We start from the raw sequence: 14074 nt of genomic DNA, 5'->3' as shown, positions 1-14074 counted from the left end.
AATGAATATTGACTGGTTATAATAAGTATGTTATTATTTTTGTAATATTTTAAATTACTTGGGAGGTTCTTACAGTGCTAGAAGAAGGCTCGATATGGAGTCCAATAATGTTACAGGTAATTCTGATTCTTGTAAATGCGATTTTTGCATCTGCCGAAATAGCGGTTATATCTATGAATGATAACAGAATGGCAAAAATGGCACTTGAGGGAGACAAGCGCGCTATTAAGCTTACAAAGCTGACTTTACAGCCATCTTATTTCCTTTCTGTAATACAGGTTGGAATTACATTGGCCGGGTTTTTTGGAAGCGCATTTGCGGCAGATAACTTTGCCAGCAGATTGACAAATTTGCTTTTGAGAATGGGTGTAAATTTACCGGCTTCAACATTAAACACATTGTCAGTTGTTATAATCACCTTGATTTTATCTTACTTTACGCTTGTATTCGGTGAGCTTGTACCGAAAAGAGTCGGAATGAAGAATGCGGAGAAACTTGCTTTACTTATGTCAGGGATGCTATTTTCCATATCTAAGTTTTTTTCGCCTCTTGTTTGGCTGTTAACTGCTTCAACTAACGGAGTATTAAGGCTTATCGGTATAGATCCGAATTCTGAAGATGAAGAAGTTACAGAAGAGGATATAAGAATGATGGTTGATGTTGGGAGTGAAAAAGGCTCCATTAATGCCAACGAAAAAGAAATGATTCAAAATGTATTTGAATTTGATAATAAAACAGCTGAAGAAGTAATGACACACAGAACCGAAGTAGATATTTTATGGCTTGATGAAACTGATGAAGAGTGGGCGCAAAAAATTACAAAGAGCAGGCATACAAGGTATCCTGTTTGCGATGGGAGTGCTGACAACATTATAGGTGTCGCTAATGTAAAGGATTATTTCAGATTAGCAGACAAATCCAGGGAAAATGTTATGGACAAAGCTGTTAAAGCAGCTTACTATGTACCTGAAACTGTTAGGACAGACGTACTGTTTCAGAACATGAAAAAGACTAGGAATCATTTTGCGGTTGTATTTGATGAATATGGAGGGATGAGTGGGGTTATTACAATGAATGACCTTTTGGAGCAGATAGTTGGAAACTTTGATGATGATTATTTAAACCCAGAACCTCCGTCAATAGAAAAACTAGATAATGACACATGGAAAATAAAGGGATCTGCTTACTTGGAGGATGTTTCAAAGCAACTTGGAATAAGGCTTCCAGATGAGGATTTTGACACTTTTGGAGGACTAGTGTTCGGCGTGCTTGGAATAATTCCCGAAGATGGGAGCACAATGGAGCTTGACGAATACGGGCTCAAAATAAAGGTTACTGAAATTAAGGGAAGAAGGCTTGAAACTGCAATAGTATATAAATCTCCGGATTCTACCGACTATGAAGATTGATTGAAATTTTCAAGTTAAACCCACATTTAATAATATAAGGGGGCTTTATGAATTATTTATTGACAAAATTATTGATTTTACCGGGTATTCTACTTGGAATTTCAATACATGAATTTTCACACGGGTATGCTGCTGTGCTTATGGGAGATGATACCCCTATCACGCAGGGCCGGTTGACGCTTAATCCTATTAAGCACATAGACCCCTTGGGATTTTTGTGTTTGCTCTTGTTTGGGTTCGGGTGGGCAAAGCCTGTTATGATAAACAGAAGAAATTTTAAAGATCCAAGAAGAGACGATGCCTTGGTGGCGCTTGCAGGACCTGCTGCTAATTTATTGGTGGCCTTCTTGTTTGTTGGACTTATGAAGGTTACTGATATGTTTATGCCATATACTGTTACAACTCAAATATTGTGGGAGATACTTAGGAGTACAGTTTCAATTAATCTTGTGCTTATGGCGTTTAACCTGATACCCATACCTCCTCTTGACGGCCATCATATTTTAGGGAGCATAGGCGGAGCAAGAGTCTGGAATTTTTATTATAAATATTATGATCAGCTGAGATTTGCTATGCTTTTGCTGATAATATTCAGGGGTATAGGATTTGTTATAGGCCCTGTCATAAATTTTATGTATAGCTTTTTAATATCAATATTTTTTTAGGAATGTGAAATGGAAAATAAAAACGAATTTAGAAAAAGAATTTTAAAAATAAGAAACAACATGGACCATGAGGATGCATCTGTTAAAAGTACAGTAATTATGAACAAGCTTATGGCAACAGATGAGTATAAGAACAGCAAGGTTGTATTTGTGTATATGAGCTTTAAAAATGAAGTTATGACATATGATTTGATAAATAAAATGCTTGCTGAAAACAAAAGAGTCATAATACCATATACAGACGTAAAAAACACTGTAATTATTCCCTCGGAAATTAAAAGCATGGATGATCTTGTTTTGAGTCCGTTCGGATATTATGAGCCGGTGTATGAAAAAATCAGGCTCGTAGAGCCGGAGGAATTTGACTTGATAGTTGTTCCGGGAGTTGTGTTTGACAAGCAGCATAATCGCATCGGATTCGGTAAGGGCTACTATGACAGAATTCTGTGCCGAAAAAAAAGAGGTTCTGCAGCTGTGGCTGTGGCATATGAATTTCAGGTACTTGACAAAGTTCCGTCGGAGCCTCATGATGTCAAAATGGATATGATTATTACTGAAGAAAATATATATAAACGTTAGATTTGCGATAAATATTATCTGGCTATTGTAATTATATAGACTTTTTCTGCTCCGTACTTAATTAGAGCTTTAGAGCATTCATCAACAGTGGATCCGGTTGTGTATATGTCATCAACCAATAGAATCGTACTGTTGATAATTTTTTGTGCGGATTTTTTGACGGTAAAGGCATTTCTAAGGTTTTTTCTTCTGTCTTCCTTTTTTTGCCCGCTTTGCTTCAATGTCTTTTTAGTGCGTTTTAGCGCATCCACATAGGGTATGCATAGTCTGGAAGCTATGTATCTTGCTATTAGTTCTGACTGATTGTATCCTCGTTTCCTCATTTTAGACGGATGGATAGGAACAGAAGCAATAAAATCAAAATAGGCGTAATTTGTATCTTTCATGTAATCTACGAGGCAATTTCCAAAGAATTTAAAAAAATATGATTTATTGTAGTATTTATAGCTGTATATGGCTTTTTTTATAATACCTTCATATGCGTAGGGAGAACGTGACGTTTCAAAATATCTGTCTGAGTTTCGGCACTCTCTGCACAGCCCGTCAAAAGAGTCAAAATCAATAGGCTTGCAACATTTACTGCATGCAGGATGAATTATTTTCTTAATTTTTTTTTCGCAGTCTGAGCAAATGTATTTGTCATTTATCTTCTCATCGTATGTTTCACAGATAAAACACGTGTTTTTTTCTGGATAAATAAGCTCTAAGAAGGATTCTGCGTATGAGTTCATATTTCAATAATACCCTCCGATAACAGATTGTATGTTTCTAATGAAGAATGAAGTCTGTAATCTAGTGCCGAATAACGCTTGTCAATTTTACTGTTGTTAATCATTTCTTGCATGTATTTTTCAATGCCTACCAACACTACAAGCTTTTTTGCTCTTGTAATTGCTGTATAAAATAAATTTCGTGTCAGAAGCATTGGAGGGCCCCAAACAACAGGCATTATTACAACTGGGAACTCACTTCCCTGGCTTTTATGAACCGTAGTGGCATAGGCAAGTATTAGCTCATCCAGCTGATTGAACGGGTAAACAACTTCTTTTTCTTCATCAAATTGAACTGTTAATTCCTGATTGTCTTCATCAATAAAAATTATGTACCCTATGTCGCCATTATAAACTCCTTCACCTGTTATTTCCCTGCCGTCGCTGCAAATTTTCCATTCGGACTGATAGTTGTTTTTTATCTGCATAACCTTGTCTCCGACACGAAAAGTATATGTTCCAAAAGCTTTTTCTTTTTTAAACTTCGATGGAGGATTTACGTTCGCTTGTATTTTTTTGTTCAGCTCAATTACACCTACATCTCCTTTTTTCATGGGAGAAAGAATCTGAATGTCTTTTAAGGAGTCCAGATTGTACTTTATAGGAAGCCTGTTACTGTATAAATCAACAATCAGTTCTGCTATATCAATGCGGCTTTTTTCTCTCATAAAGAAAAAGTCAGTGTCCTTTTTATTATAAATAGGCATAAGGCCTTTGTTGATTGCGTGAGCGTTTTGAACAATCATGCTTCCTGCGGATTGTCTGAATATTGTATCAAGACGTATAAATTTAATGGTGTTGGAATTTATTATATCTGACAAAACGTTGCCCGCACCCACAGATGGCAACTGATCTACATCACCCACAAGAACCAGTCTTGTTTTTCTTTTGAGTGCTTTCAGAAGGTTGTTCATCAAAAGAATATCCACCATGGACATCTCGTCTACAATAACTACGTCACAATCAAGGGGAGAATCTTCGTTTTTATTGAATGAAAGGCTACTCTCATCTTCACCGTATGCATATTCCAGCATTCGGTGTATTGTCTTGGCTTCTCTGTCTGTTGACTCCGTGATTCTTTTTGCGGCTCTTCCTGTAGGGGCACAAAGCATAACCTTTTTGTTCATTCTTTCGAATATTTTTATCATTGATCTGATAATGGTTGTTTTTCCGGTTCCAGGGCCGCCAGTTACTACTGTCACACCGTTAATAACAGACTGTATTACCGCTTCACGCTGTTTCTCAGAAAGTACTATGGATGATTCATCCTCGATGCTGTTTAAATATGAAAAAGCATCCCCCTCTGTCAAGTTAAAATCCGCTCTAGATAATGTGATCAGATCTTTACATACACTGACTTCTGCCGTGTGGTAGGGAATGTAATATACAACACGTTCATTGTTAATTGTTTCTATGTGTATTTTACCTGTAAACGCCATGTTGCGAATTTCATCCTCCACTAAATCACAACTGATTCCCAGTAAACTTGCGGTGTTGTTGAGAAACATATTGTATGGTGCATATGTGTGTCCTCTCGAAGCAAAATCCATGAGCACATATCTTGCTCCGGAAGATATTCTAAACGGGGAAATTTTTTCTACGCCCAGAGATTCCGCAATTTTATCTGCCAGTTTGAAACCTATGCCGTAAATGTCCTCTGATAATCTGTAAGGGTTTTCTCTGATTACATTAATTGTGTTTTTGCCGTATTGCTTATATATTTTAATGCTATAGCTTGTGCTTATATCATGATCTTGTAAAAACATCATTATTTCTTTTATATCTGATTGTTCGGCAAAGCTTTTTGCAATCATGTCCGCTTTTTTTTCGCCTATTCCGTCTATTTCAGTCAGCCTGCCGGGGTTATTTTGTATTATATTAAAAGTATCTTCTTTAAATGCTTCAACTATTTTTTTGGCAGTGTAACTGCCTATACCCTTAATTAACCCAGAGCTCAGGTAATTTTCAATTTTATCCAAGTCAGATGGCAGAAGAGCGGTGTACATATCAACTTGAAATTGCTCGCCATATTTTGGGTGAGTTACTCTTTTCCCGTATATTTCTAACATTTCTCCCGCAATGTCAGTTCCGAAAATTCCTGTTATTGTAATAACTTCGTTTTCGCACTCCATCATTGCAACTGTATATCCGTTTTCATCATTGCGAAAAATTGTCTCTGCTATTGTTCCCTTTAGTGTTTCCATTAAATGCTCCTTGCATTGTACTATTAAAATTATACCATAGATTCGTATATTCCAAATAATAAAAAATAAAAAGATTACAAATTTTTCTTTCAAAGGTTGAAAAACTGTGATAAACTTTATTTCAGCATTGGTGTTTGAAATTAAGGAAAAATAAACATTAATAGGTCATAATATATTTGTTAATATTTTTCATACACTAGAAAGAGAACTTACCTGGTAAAAAAGGAGTATTATATAAGAATGGGTGTTCTGGCGCTTTTTACCGAAGACTACAGGTTCTTAAGCCTGAATATTGAATTATAAATCATTGAGCAAGAAAGGAATAATCATGTCAAAGGAAAACTTCATTAAAGGGGCTGCAATTCTTGGAGTTGCAGGATTACTTGTAAAAATTTTGGGGGCAATTTACAGAATACCGCTGACAAATTTGATAGGAACTGAAGGCATAGGCTATTATCAGCCTGCTTATAACATATATAACCTTTTGCTTGTTGTATCTTTATCAGGATTTCCAACGGCAATTGCAAAATTGGTTTCAGAAAAAAGGGCATTAAAGAATTTTGAGGGAGCATATCAAGTATACAAAGTGTCGCGATGGGGATTGTTTCTTATAGGCTTAATTTCTTCGCTACTAGTACTAATTTTTGCAAAAAATCTTGTTTCCTTAATAGGATTCCCGGGAGCATACTACTCAATGCTAGCTCTGGTTCCTGCATTGTTTGCTGTACCTCTTTTATCGGCTTACAGAGGATTTTTTCAAGGAAGTCAGAATATGGCTCCCATTGCTTTATCACAGATTATAGAGCAGGTGTTCAGAGTATCGGTTGGACTTTATCTGGCGTATGCGCTGGTAGGAAGAGGGCTGGAAGAAGCTGCGGCAGGTGCCACGTTTGGCGCGTCTGCAGGAGGTGTTGCGGCATTAATACTTATTTATCTGATGTTCCTTTTCACAAAAAAATCAATTAAAGAAGAAATAAAATTATCATCACATAATAGAACGGAACCTGTAAAAAATATTGTTAAGAGTCTTTTGTATATAGCAATACCAATAACAATTGGGGCTTCAATTGCACCGTTGATGGGAATTATGGATTCGTACATTGTATCTAACAGGCTTACTGCAATAGGATATACAAATGTTCAGATAGCTGATATGTTTGGTGAGTTAAGCGGTACTGCACAAACATTAATAAATTTTCCGCAAGTTTTTTCAACTGCTGTTGCCATGAGCTTAGTACCTGCAATCACTGATGCGTTTACAAAAAAGCAGAATGTAAAATTAAATGTAACGGCAAATGCAGGTGTAAAAATGTCTCTGATAATAGGGTTGCCTTGCGGTATAGGTCTGTTTATGCTTGCAGAGCCGGTTATTGCCTTGCTGTATTCTTCGCTGGGACCGGAAAAACATGCAAGTTCCGGAGCATTGTTGGAAATTTTGGCAATAGGCGTTATTTTCCTTACATTGGTGCAGGCATTTACAGCGATTCTTCAATCTATTAATAAGCAGTTTCATCCGGTTAAAAACTTGATTGCCGGACTTATAGTTAAAGTAATTTTATCGTACATACTTATCGGAATGCCATCAATTAATATAAAAGGGGCGGCCATAAGCACTACAATATCTTATTTTGTAGTTGCGCTTCTGAACTGGTATGATATAAATAATACAAGCATAAAAATTAAATTGATACAGGTGTCCTCAAGATCACTTCTTTCGGTTGCAATAATGGCAGCAGCAACAGGTGTTTCATTTAGATTTTTTAAATCTGTGCTTCATAGTCAGAATTTGGCGACACTTGGTTCAATAACAATAGCTGTTATAGTGTATGTTATATGCCTGTTTGCAACGGGGGCAATTACGAAGGCAGATTTAGAGTTAATACCCAAAGGAGAAAAACTAGCAAGGTTTGTGAGGAAATAAAATGAATACTATTCAAATTATAGGACTAGGCGCAGGAAGCCGTGATGATTTGACTGTGAAGGCATATAAGGCATTAAACGAGAACATACCAACATTTGCAAGGACAGAAAGGCATCCGACGGTAAAAGAGCTTAAAAAAGAAATAAATATAGAATGTTTTGATAATTTTTTTGAAAAATATGAAACTTTTGATGAAGTTTATGAAAAAATGGCCGATAAATTAATAGAGTTTGCAAATACCTACGGCAAAATTAATTATTGCACCGCAGGAAGTCCATATTATGGAGATATAGTAACAAAAAAGCTTTTGAATGAATATAAAGACCAAATAAGTATAATAATAATTGATGGAATGAGTTTTCTTGATAAATGCATAAAGCTGTCGGGGTTTTCAGATTACAAATCTATTAAAGTTCTGGATTGTCTTGAGGCGGATGAGTTTTCTTTCGATATAAATTCCTTAAATATAGTAACTCAGGTATATGATCATGAAATGGCTTCACAGTTGAAACTTATCCTTATGGAAACATATTCTGATGATTCATATATTTTAAATATTGATGTTTTAAAAGAAAATGTCGAAAAAACTCCTTTGTACATGCTGGATCAAGAAAAAAAATACGGATTTTCAACATATTTTTGTGTTCTACCTATTGAAATTTCGAAAAATACAGTGTATAATGTTACTAATCTATGCAGAATTGTGAAAATATTGAGAGGGCCTGACGGATGCCCTTGGGACAGGAAACAGACCCATGAATCTATAAGACAGCATGTTGTGGAAGAAGCTTATGAAGTGGTGGATGCCATAGATAATGATGATATAGATAATCTCATTGAAGAGCTCGGAGATTTATTGTTTCAGGTAGTTTTTCACGCAGAGATTGGCAGTGAAGAAGGTTACTTCAATTTAAATGACATCATAACAAATTTGTGCAAAAAAATGTATTTTAGGCATCCTCATGTATTTGGGGATATCAAGGCCGGCAACGTGGATGAAGCTCTTCAAAGCTGGGAAACATCAAAGCATAAGGAAAAAAATTTAAATACGTATACAGATAATTTGAAGAACGTACCAAAAGCATTATCGCCTCTTAGCAGAAGCTATAAAATTCAAAAAAGAGCAGCTGAGGTAGGATTTGATTGGCCGGATGCAGATGGAGCTGTTTTGAAAATTAAAGAAGAACTCTTGGAATTTCTTGAGGAGTACGATAAAAATGATTCTGAGAAGATGGAAGAAGAGTTTGGAGATTTATTATTTGCGCTTGTTAATTTATCAAGATTTGTAAAAATTAATCCTGATATTGCTCTTAACAGGACTATAAATAAATTTATTGAAAGATTTAAATACATAGAGACTCATGCAGGGAGAGACTTAAAAGATATGACACTTGAAGAAATGGATGAGCTATGGGAAAAATCAAAGTTCCAATAAGGAATTTAGATAAAAAAACAAAAGAATTTAAGGAGGGTTTTTTATGAATAAAGCTGAATTAATTGCTAGTGTTGCAGAAAAAACTGGATTTACAAAAAAAGATGCAGAGAAAGCTTTAAATGGATTCATGGAAACAATAAAAGAAGAACTCGTAGCAGGCGGCAAAGTTCAATTAGTTGGATTTGGAACTTTTGAAGTTAGAGACAGAAAAGAAAGACAAGGTAGAAATCCAAGAAATCCTGGCGAAACAATATCAATACCAGCTTCAAAAGCACCAGTATTTAAAGCTGGCAAGTCTTTGAAAGAAGCAGTTAATTAGTAAAGAATTTGAAGATATAAATAAAAAGGTCGTAGGTGCGGCCTTTTTCATTTTATTAAAATAAAAAAATTGGGCATTATTATTTTTAGATAATAAAAATAAAAGGAGAGGTGTTTATGCAACTAGACAAAGTAAAAAACTTACCTAAAAAGGTGGTAGACAGCCTGGAGAATATTGACGGATTAACAGTATTTCTCGTGCAGGACTACAATAATCAGTTTTTAAGGAGACTAGTTGATTTTGGCGAAGAAATTTTTGGAGAATTAGGCATGGATGAGTGGGGGCTCGTGCCGCAAATACGTCACGGAAATGTGTATGTTTTAAAAGAGGAAGGCAAGAGGAACATTTCTGGTTTGGCCATTCTGATGAGAGATTGGGAAGACTCGGAAAAGGTATACTTGTTTGATTTTGCAATAGCGGATGAACTCCAGGGCAACAGGCTTGGATATCATTTTTTAAAAATTATTATAGGAAATATTAAAGAACAGGAATTTAAAAGAATGTCTCTTACTGTAGACACTGAAAATGAGCCTGCAATAAGGCTCTATGAAAAATTAGGATTTAAGATAACTGAAACAAGCATGGACGAATATGGGAAGTCACATGACCGATACATAATGGTTATGGAATTTCAAGAATAGAAATCATATCATTTGAGGTGTATTGACAAATAATAATAAGTAAAGTATAATTGCAAATGCCAATATATTGCAATTAAATGTGTAAATGATGTTTTAATGATATAAATTATTTGTTTGCTGAGATCGCTTCCTTGTATATTTACTGTGCATTTTGTACAGGTGATGTGTCATTATTTAATTTTGGCATAAATTTATATTCTTTATTAGAGGTGAATTATGATTGAAGAACTTCTAAAAAAATCTTCGTTGAAAAATACGAAGCAAAGGCATATTATACTTTCGGTAATAGAATCTGCAAAAGAGCCTATTACTGCGGAGGAAATTTTTAAGACTCTAGTAATGGATGATCATAAAATTAATCTTTCAACGGTGTACAGAACGCTGCATGTTCTTACTGAGAAAAATGTTCTGTTAAAAATACTTAAGGGAGACGGTACGGCATCCTATGAACTGAATGAGCTGTCCCACAGCCATTATATAACCTGCAGTAAGTGCAACAATTCCATATTGATTGAAAATTGCCCGTTAAAGGATTTGAACGAGTCAATAGGCAGGAAGACAGGATTTAAAGTGACGGGACACAGCCTGCAATTTACAGGAATATGTGCTGAATGTCTAAAAAAGCAAAGAAATAAAAATAAAGAGGAGTAACTCTCTTTATTTTTATTTCTTTGAAGTTCCAAGATATGCATCTTTTACTTTTTCGTTCTGTAAAAGCTCATTGCCCTTTCCTTCCATTGTTATATTACCTGTTTCGAGTACGTAACCGTAGTCGGCAACTTTTAGAGCCTTATTTGCATTTTGCTCTATAAGCAATATGGTAGTACCTAATTTATTTATTTCTTTAATAATATCAAATATATTGTTTACTATCAAAGGAGCTAGGCCGAGAGATGGCTCATCCATCATTATAAGTTTAGGCTTAGCCATGAGAGCTCTTCCTACAGCAAGCATTTGTTGTTCGCCTCCGGATAGCGTCCCTGCAAGTTGCCATGAGCGTTCCTTAAGTCTGGGGAATAGATCGTAAACTTCAGCTATGCTTTCATTGATTCCGCTTTTCTGAAGATAGGCACCTATTTTTAAGTTCTCCAGTACAGTTAAATTTGCAAATACTCTTCTTCCTTCAGGAACCAGAGTAATACCTTTTGCAACAATATTTATTGTATCCATGCCTATAATATTTTCACCTAGAAAATTAATTTCTCCTTCGCTGGGTTTGACAAGACCTGCAATTGTCCTGAGAGTGGTGCTTTTTCCGGCGCCGTTTGCTCCAATAAGTGTAACAATGGACTTCTCTGGAACGCTGATATTAATTCCCTTTACTGCCGAAATACCACCGTAATTTACATGCAGATTATTAATTTCAAGCATCTTCTTCCACCCCCAAGTAAGCTTCTATAACCCTCTGGTTATTTTTAACTTCGTTTGCTGTGCCTTGAGCAATAAGCTGACCAAAGTCAAGTACATAGATTTTATCTGAAATTTCCATAACGAGATCCATATGGTGTTCAATCATAAAAATAGTAAGTTCAAATTCATCTCTTATAGTATGAATAAACCTGGAAAGCTGCATGGTTTCGCTAGGATTCATGCCTGCTGCCGGCTCGTCAAGCAACAACAGTTTTGCATCCGTTGCCAATGCTCTAGCTATTTCTAATTTTCGCTGTTCACCGTAAGGAAGTGAGCTTGCCGTTTCATTTTTTAATTTTAGAAGCCCAAGCTTATCCAAAAGCATTTCTGATTTTTGTTTCATGTTTTTTTCTTCTGATCTTGACCAAGGCATTCTCATAGCGTATGACAAAAAATTGCTTTTTACATGAAGATGATTCGCAATTAGAATATTATCCAAAACAGTCAGTTCTTTAAATAATCGTATATTCTGAAATGTTCTTGCAATACCCATCTTTGTTATCTTATCGGGAGATAGTCCGGTAATTTTGGTATCATTGTAATAAACATTTCCTTTTGTGGGAGTATAAACGCCGGTAATTACATTGAATGCTGTCGTTTTTCCAGCTCCGTTTGGCCCGATCAGGGCTTCTATGTGGCCTTTTTTAACATCTATATTGAGGTCATTAACCGCGATAACACCACCGAATTGCATCACTGCATTTTTTATGCTTAAAACGCTCATTATGCGGTACCTCCTTTTTTAGCTTTTTTATGAAGGTTCTTTTTGCTAAATATATTTTTTATGAAGCCCCAGGATAATTCTTTTTGCCCCATGATACCATTTCTGAAGAAAAGCACCAAAACCATAAGTAATGCAGAAAAAATTACCATTCTAAATCCAGCTCTGAATATAGGAATATTATATCCAAACAAAGTAAGCGGGTCATCAAAGAATCTTAGGACTTCAAGCCCAATGGTAACTATAAAGGAAGCTATAACAGTACCTGAAATGCTGCCCATGCCGCCAAGGACTATAATCAGCAGAAAGTTGTAGGTTGCTACAAAGTAGAACTGCTTAGGATCCACAGTACCAAGTAAAGTAGCTAAGAGACCTCCTCCTATTCCTGCAAAAAACGCACCTATGGCAAAAGACATTACTTTGTGTTTAAATAGATTTATACCCATGGCCTCTGCTGCTATATCATCTTCTCTTATGGCCTTAAAGGCTCTCCCGTAGCTTGAATTTATCAGCAGTATAATAAAAGTTACGGATAATATCATTATCCCGAAAAAAACCCACATAGTTGGCATTTTAGGTATACTTTTAATTCCAAGTGCGCCGTTTGTAATTGTTTTTGCATTAGTAAAGACAATACGTATTATTTCTGAAAAACCTAGTGTAGCTATGGCTAAGTAATCGCTTTTTAATCGGAGTACCGGAATACCTATTAGTATTGCAACTAAAGCAGCCAGCAGACCTCCGAGTAAAAGTGCCACTACAAACGGAAGCTCTATTCCGGCAAGGAAGGTGTTTTGAGGTATAACATAAAAAATCGCAGCACGTTTATCAATGGGAACAGTTAAAATTGCGACTGTATAAGCTCCTATAGCCATAAAGCCTGCCTGACCGAGGGAAAACAATCCGGTAAATCCGTTAACAAGGTTCATGGAAACACTTACTATTGTGTAGATTGCAGCCAGATTCAATACACGTCTTACATAGTCATCACCAATATACTTCAAATCTAAAAGTGTAATAAGAAAAGCAAATATTGCAAATGCAACTAGATATATTTTATAATTATGATTTTCATTGTTCTTTATCATACTTTATCAGTCACCTTCTCTCCAAGCAGTCCGGTTGGTTTAACCAGCAGCACTATAATCAGTATTATAAAAGCTATTGCATCTCTGTAACCTGTTAATGAAGGAAGGAAAGAAACCAGCATTATTTCTGCCATCCCCAAGATAAAACCTCCAATAACAGCTCCTGTGGTATTACCTATTCCTCCAAGAACTGCTGCTATAAAGCACTTTAAGCCAGGCATTACTCCCACGAGAGGATATACAGAAGGATACTTTGACCCCCATAATACAGCACCTATTGCTGCCAGGCCGGAGCCGATTACAAATGTAGTTGATATAACTCTGTTAATGTTGATACCCATAAGCCGTGCAGTTTCAAAATCTTTTGCGGCAGCTCTCATTGCCATGCCTATTTTTGTTTTGTTTGTTATAAAAAGTACTACATATAATAAAACAATTGTTATTACGGGAGTCACAACTGTAACAACGGATAAAGAAACATTTCCGAAACTTATGGCTTTTGTGAGAATTGGTATATCCGGGAACCCTTTAGGTACACCGGTAAACAAATATGTTGCAAGGTTTTCCAATAAAAATGATACACCTATTGCGGAAATCATTATTGACATACGAGGAGCACTTCTTAGAGGCTTGTACGCTGCTTTTTCAATTAATACTCCGAGCAATATTGTTGCTATAACAACCAAAATCATGGATACATACCACGGCAGTCCGAAGTTTACCATGCTGAAAACCATAAAATAAGCTGCCATCATGAAAATATCACCGTGGGCGAAGTTTATTAGTCTTAATATTCCATAAACCATTGTGTAGCCGATGGCTATGAGGGCGTAAAGACTTCCTATGGATATTCCGTTTGCCAGCTGTTGCATAAATATTTCAAAAGTCATTTTTATTCCTCCAAAATAGTTA

Annotated in this window: 14 protein-coding genes; 8 read left to right on the top strand and 6 right to left on the bottom strand. The window is 35.9% G+C overall.

Annotated elements, in window-relative coordinates:
- Positions 1-107: 107 nt before the first annotated feature.
- The 3 genes from RBQ61_RS03095 to RBQ61_RS03085 are packed head-to-tail and all read left to right on the top strand — an operon-like array spanning position 108 to position 2653.
- Entirely contained in the window at positions 108-1409 is a 1302-nt protein-coding gene (locus tag RBQ61_RS03095; RefSeq protein ID WP_308139067.1) for a hemolysin family protein, read from the top strand.
- 47 nt (positions 1410-1456) lie between these two features.
- A complete protein-coding gene (locus tag RBQ61_RS03090) occupies positions 1457-2074 on the top strand; it encodes a site-2 protease family protein (RefSeq protein WP_308139066.1) in 618 nt (205 codons plus the stop codon).
- A gap of 9 nt (positions 2075-2083) precedes the next feature.
- Positions 2084-2653: a 5-formyltetrahydrofolate cyclo-ligase gene (locus tag RBQ61_RS03085; protein WP_308139065.1), complete on the top strand. Its 570-nt coding sequence runs from the start codon at positions 2084-2086 to the stop codon at positions 2651-2653.
- Between the two features lie 14 nt (positions 2654-2667).
- On the opposite strand, the gene RBQ61_RS03080 is transcribed toward RBQ61_RS03085, so the two are convergent.
- A complete protein-coding gene (locus RBQ61_RS03080; protein ID WP_308139064.1) occupies positions 2668-3384 on the bottom strand; it encodes a ComF family protein in 717 nt (238 codons plus the stop codon).
- On the bottom strand, positions 3381-5627 hold the full coding sequence (locus RBQ61_RS03075; RefSeq protein ID WP_308139063.1) for an ATP-dependent RecD-like DNA helicase: 2247 nt from the start codon (positions 5625-5627) through the stop codon (positions 3381-3383). The genes RBQ61_RS03080 and RBQ61_RS03075 overlap by 4 nt, the downstream gene beginning before the upstream one ends.
- 292 nt (positions 5628-5919) lie before the next feature.
- Here RBQ61_RS03075 and RBQ61_RS03070 point away from each other — a divergent pair, with 292 nt between their 5' ends.
- The 5 genes from RBQ61_RS03070 (at position 5920) to RBQ61_RS03050 (ending at position 10594) form a co-directional block, all read left to right on the top strand.
- Complete coding sequence (locus RBQ61_RS03070; protein WP_308139062.1) at positions 5920-7548, top strand: polysaccharide biosynthesis protein; 1629 nt, start codon at positions 5920-5922, stop codon at positions 7546-7548.
- 1 nt (position 7549) lies between these two features.
- Entirely contained in the window at positions 7550-8983 is a 1434-nt protein-coding gene (gene mazG / locus RBQ61_RS03065; protein WP_308139061.1) for a nucleoside triphosphate pyrophosphohydrolase, read from the top strand.
- 43 nt (positions 8984-9026) lie between these two features.
- Positions 9027-9302 (top strand): HU family DNA-binding protein, encoded by a 276-nt coding sequence (locus tag RBQ61_RS03060; RefSeq protein WP_213926005.1) that lies wholly within the window; start codon positions 9027-9029, stop codon positions 9300-9302.
- Between the two features lie 116 nt (positions 9303-9418).
- Positions 9419-9943, top strand: coding sequence for an N-acetyltransferase (locus RBQ61_RS03055; protein ID WP_308139060.1), 525 nt, complete (start codon positions 9419-9421; stop codon positions 9941-9943).
- 216 nt (positions 9944-10159) lie between these two features.
- Positions 10160-10594, top strand: a complete 435-nt coding sequence (locus RBQ61_RS03050; protein ID WP_308139059.1) for a Fur family transcriptional regulator — start codon at positions 10160-10162, stop codon at positions 10592-10594.
- Positions 10595-10606: 12 nt separating this feature from the next.
- On the opposite strand, the gene RBQ61_RS03045 is transcribed toward RBQ61_RS03050, so the two are convergent.
- From RBQ61_RS03045 to RBQ61_RS03030, 4 genes are read right to left on the bottom strand one after another with little or no spacing between them, the layout of a single operon-like run.
- A complete protein-coding gene (locus RBQ61_RS03045; RefSeq protein WP_308139058.1) occupies positions 10607-11314 on the bottom strand; it encodes an ABC transporter ATP-binding protein in 708 nt (235 codons plus the stop codon).
- Positions 11307-12077 (bottom strand): ABC transporter ATP-binding protein, encoded by a 771-nt coding sequence (locus tag RBQ61_RS03040; RefSeq protein ID WP_308139057.1) that lies wholly within the window; start codon positions 12075-12077, stop codon positions 11307-11309. The genes RBQ61_RS03045 and RBQ61_RS03040 overlap by 8 nt, the downstream gene beginning before the upstream one ends.
- The gene (locus RBQ61_RS03035) at positions 12077-13159 is read right to left on the bottom strand and encodes a branched-chain amino acid ABC transporter permease (RefSeq protein ID WP_374049906.1); all 1083 of its coding nucleotides are present in this window, start codon (positions 13157-13159) and stop codon (positions 12077-12079) included. Before RBQ61_RS03035 ends, RBQ61_RS03040 begins: the two co-directional genes overlap by 1 nt.
- Positions 13159-14052 (bottom strand): branched-chain amino acid ABC transporter permease, encoded by an 894-nt coding sequence (locus RBQ61_RS03030; protein ID WP_213925999.1) that lies wholly within the window; start codon positions 14050-14052, stop codon positions 13159-13161. The genes RBQ61_RS03035 and RBQ61_RS03030 overlap by 1 nt, the downstream gene beginning before the upstream one ends.
- Positions 14053-14074 lie beyond the last annotated feature (22 nt).

Origin of the sequence: Sedimentibacter sp. MB35-C1 (genome assembly GCF_030913635.1) — a bacterium.
Classification (GTDB): domain Bacteria; phylum Bacillota; class Clostridia; order Tissierellales; family Sedimentibacteraceae; genus Sedimentibacter.
Note: the sequence above shows the minus strand (reverse complement) of the source record. Positions and strands in the feature narration are given on the sequence as shown.

Bases quoted from the DNA above. Each gene is read 5' to 3' on its own strand.
- RBQ61_RS03095 (WP_308139067.1), top strand. From the start codon at position 108: ATGTTACAGGTAATTCTGATTCTTGTAAATGCGATTTTTGCATCTGCC.
- RBQ61_RS03090 (WP_308139066.1), top strand. From the start codon at position 1,457: ATGAATTATTTATTGACAAAATTATTGATTTTACCGGGTATTCTACTT.
- RBQ61_RS03085 (WP_308139065.1), top strand. From the start codon at position 2,084: ATGGAAAATAAAAACGAATTTAGAAAAAGAATTTTAAAAATAAGAAAC.
- RBQ61_RS03080 (WP_308139064.1), bottom strand. From the start codon at position 3,384: ATGAACTCATACGCAGAATCCTTCTTAGAGCTTATTTATCCAGAAAAA.
- RBQ61_RS03075 (WP_308139063.1), bottom strand. From the start codon at position 5,627: ATGGAAACACTAAAGGGAACAATAGCAGAGACAATTTTTCGCAATGAT.
- mazG (WP_308139061.1), top strand. From the start codon at position 7,550: ATGAATACTATTCAAATTATAGGACTAGGCGCAGGAAGCCGTGATGAT.
- RBQ61_RS03060 (WP_213926005.1), top strand. From the start codon at position 9,027: ATGAATAAAGCTGAATTAATTGCTAGTGTTGCAGAAAAAACTGGATTT.
- RBQ61_RS03055 (WP_308139060.1), top strand. From the start codon at position 9,419: ATGCAACTAGACAAAGTAAAAAACTTACCTAAAAAGGTGGTAGACAGC.
- RBQ61_RS03050 (WP_308139059.1), top strand. From the start codon at position 10,160: ATGATTGAAGAACTTCTAAAAAAATCTTCGTTGAAAAATACGAAGCAA.
- RBQ61_RS03045 (WP_308139058.1), bottom strand. From the start codon at position 11,314: ATGCTTGAAATTAATAATCTGCATGTAAATTACGGTGGTATTTCGGCA.
- RBQ61_RS03040 (WP_308139057.1), bottom strand. From the start codon at position 12,077: ATGAGCGTTTTAAGCATAAAAAATGCAGTGATGCAATTCGGTGGTGTT.
- RBQ61_RS03030 (WP_213925999.1), bottom strand. From the start codon at position 14,052: ATGACTTTTGAAATATTTATGCAACAGCTGGCAAACGGAATATCCATA.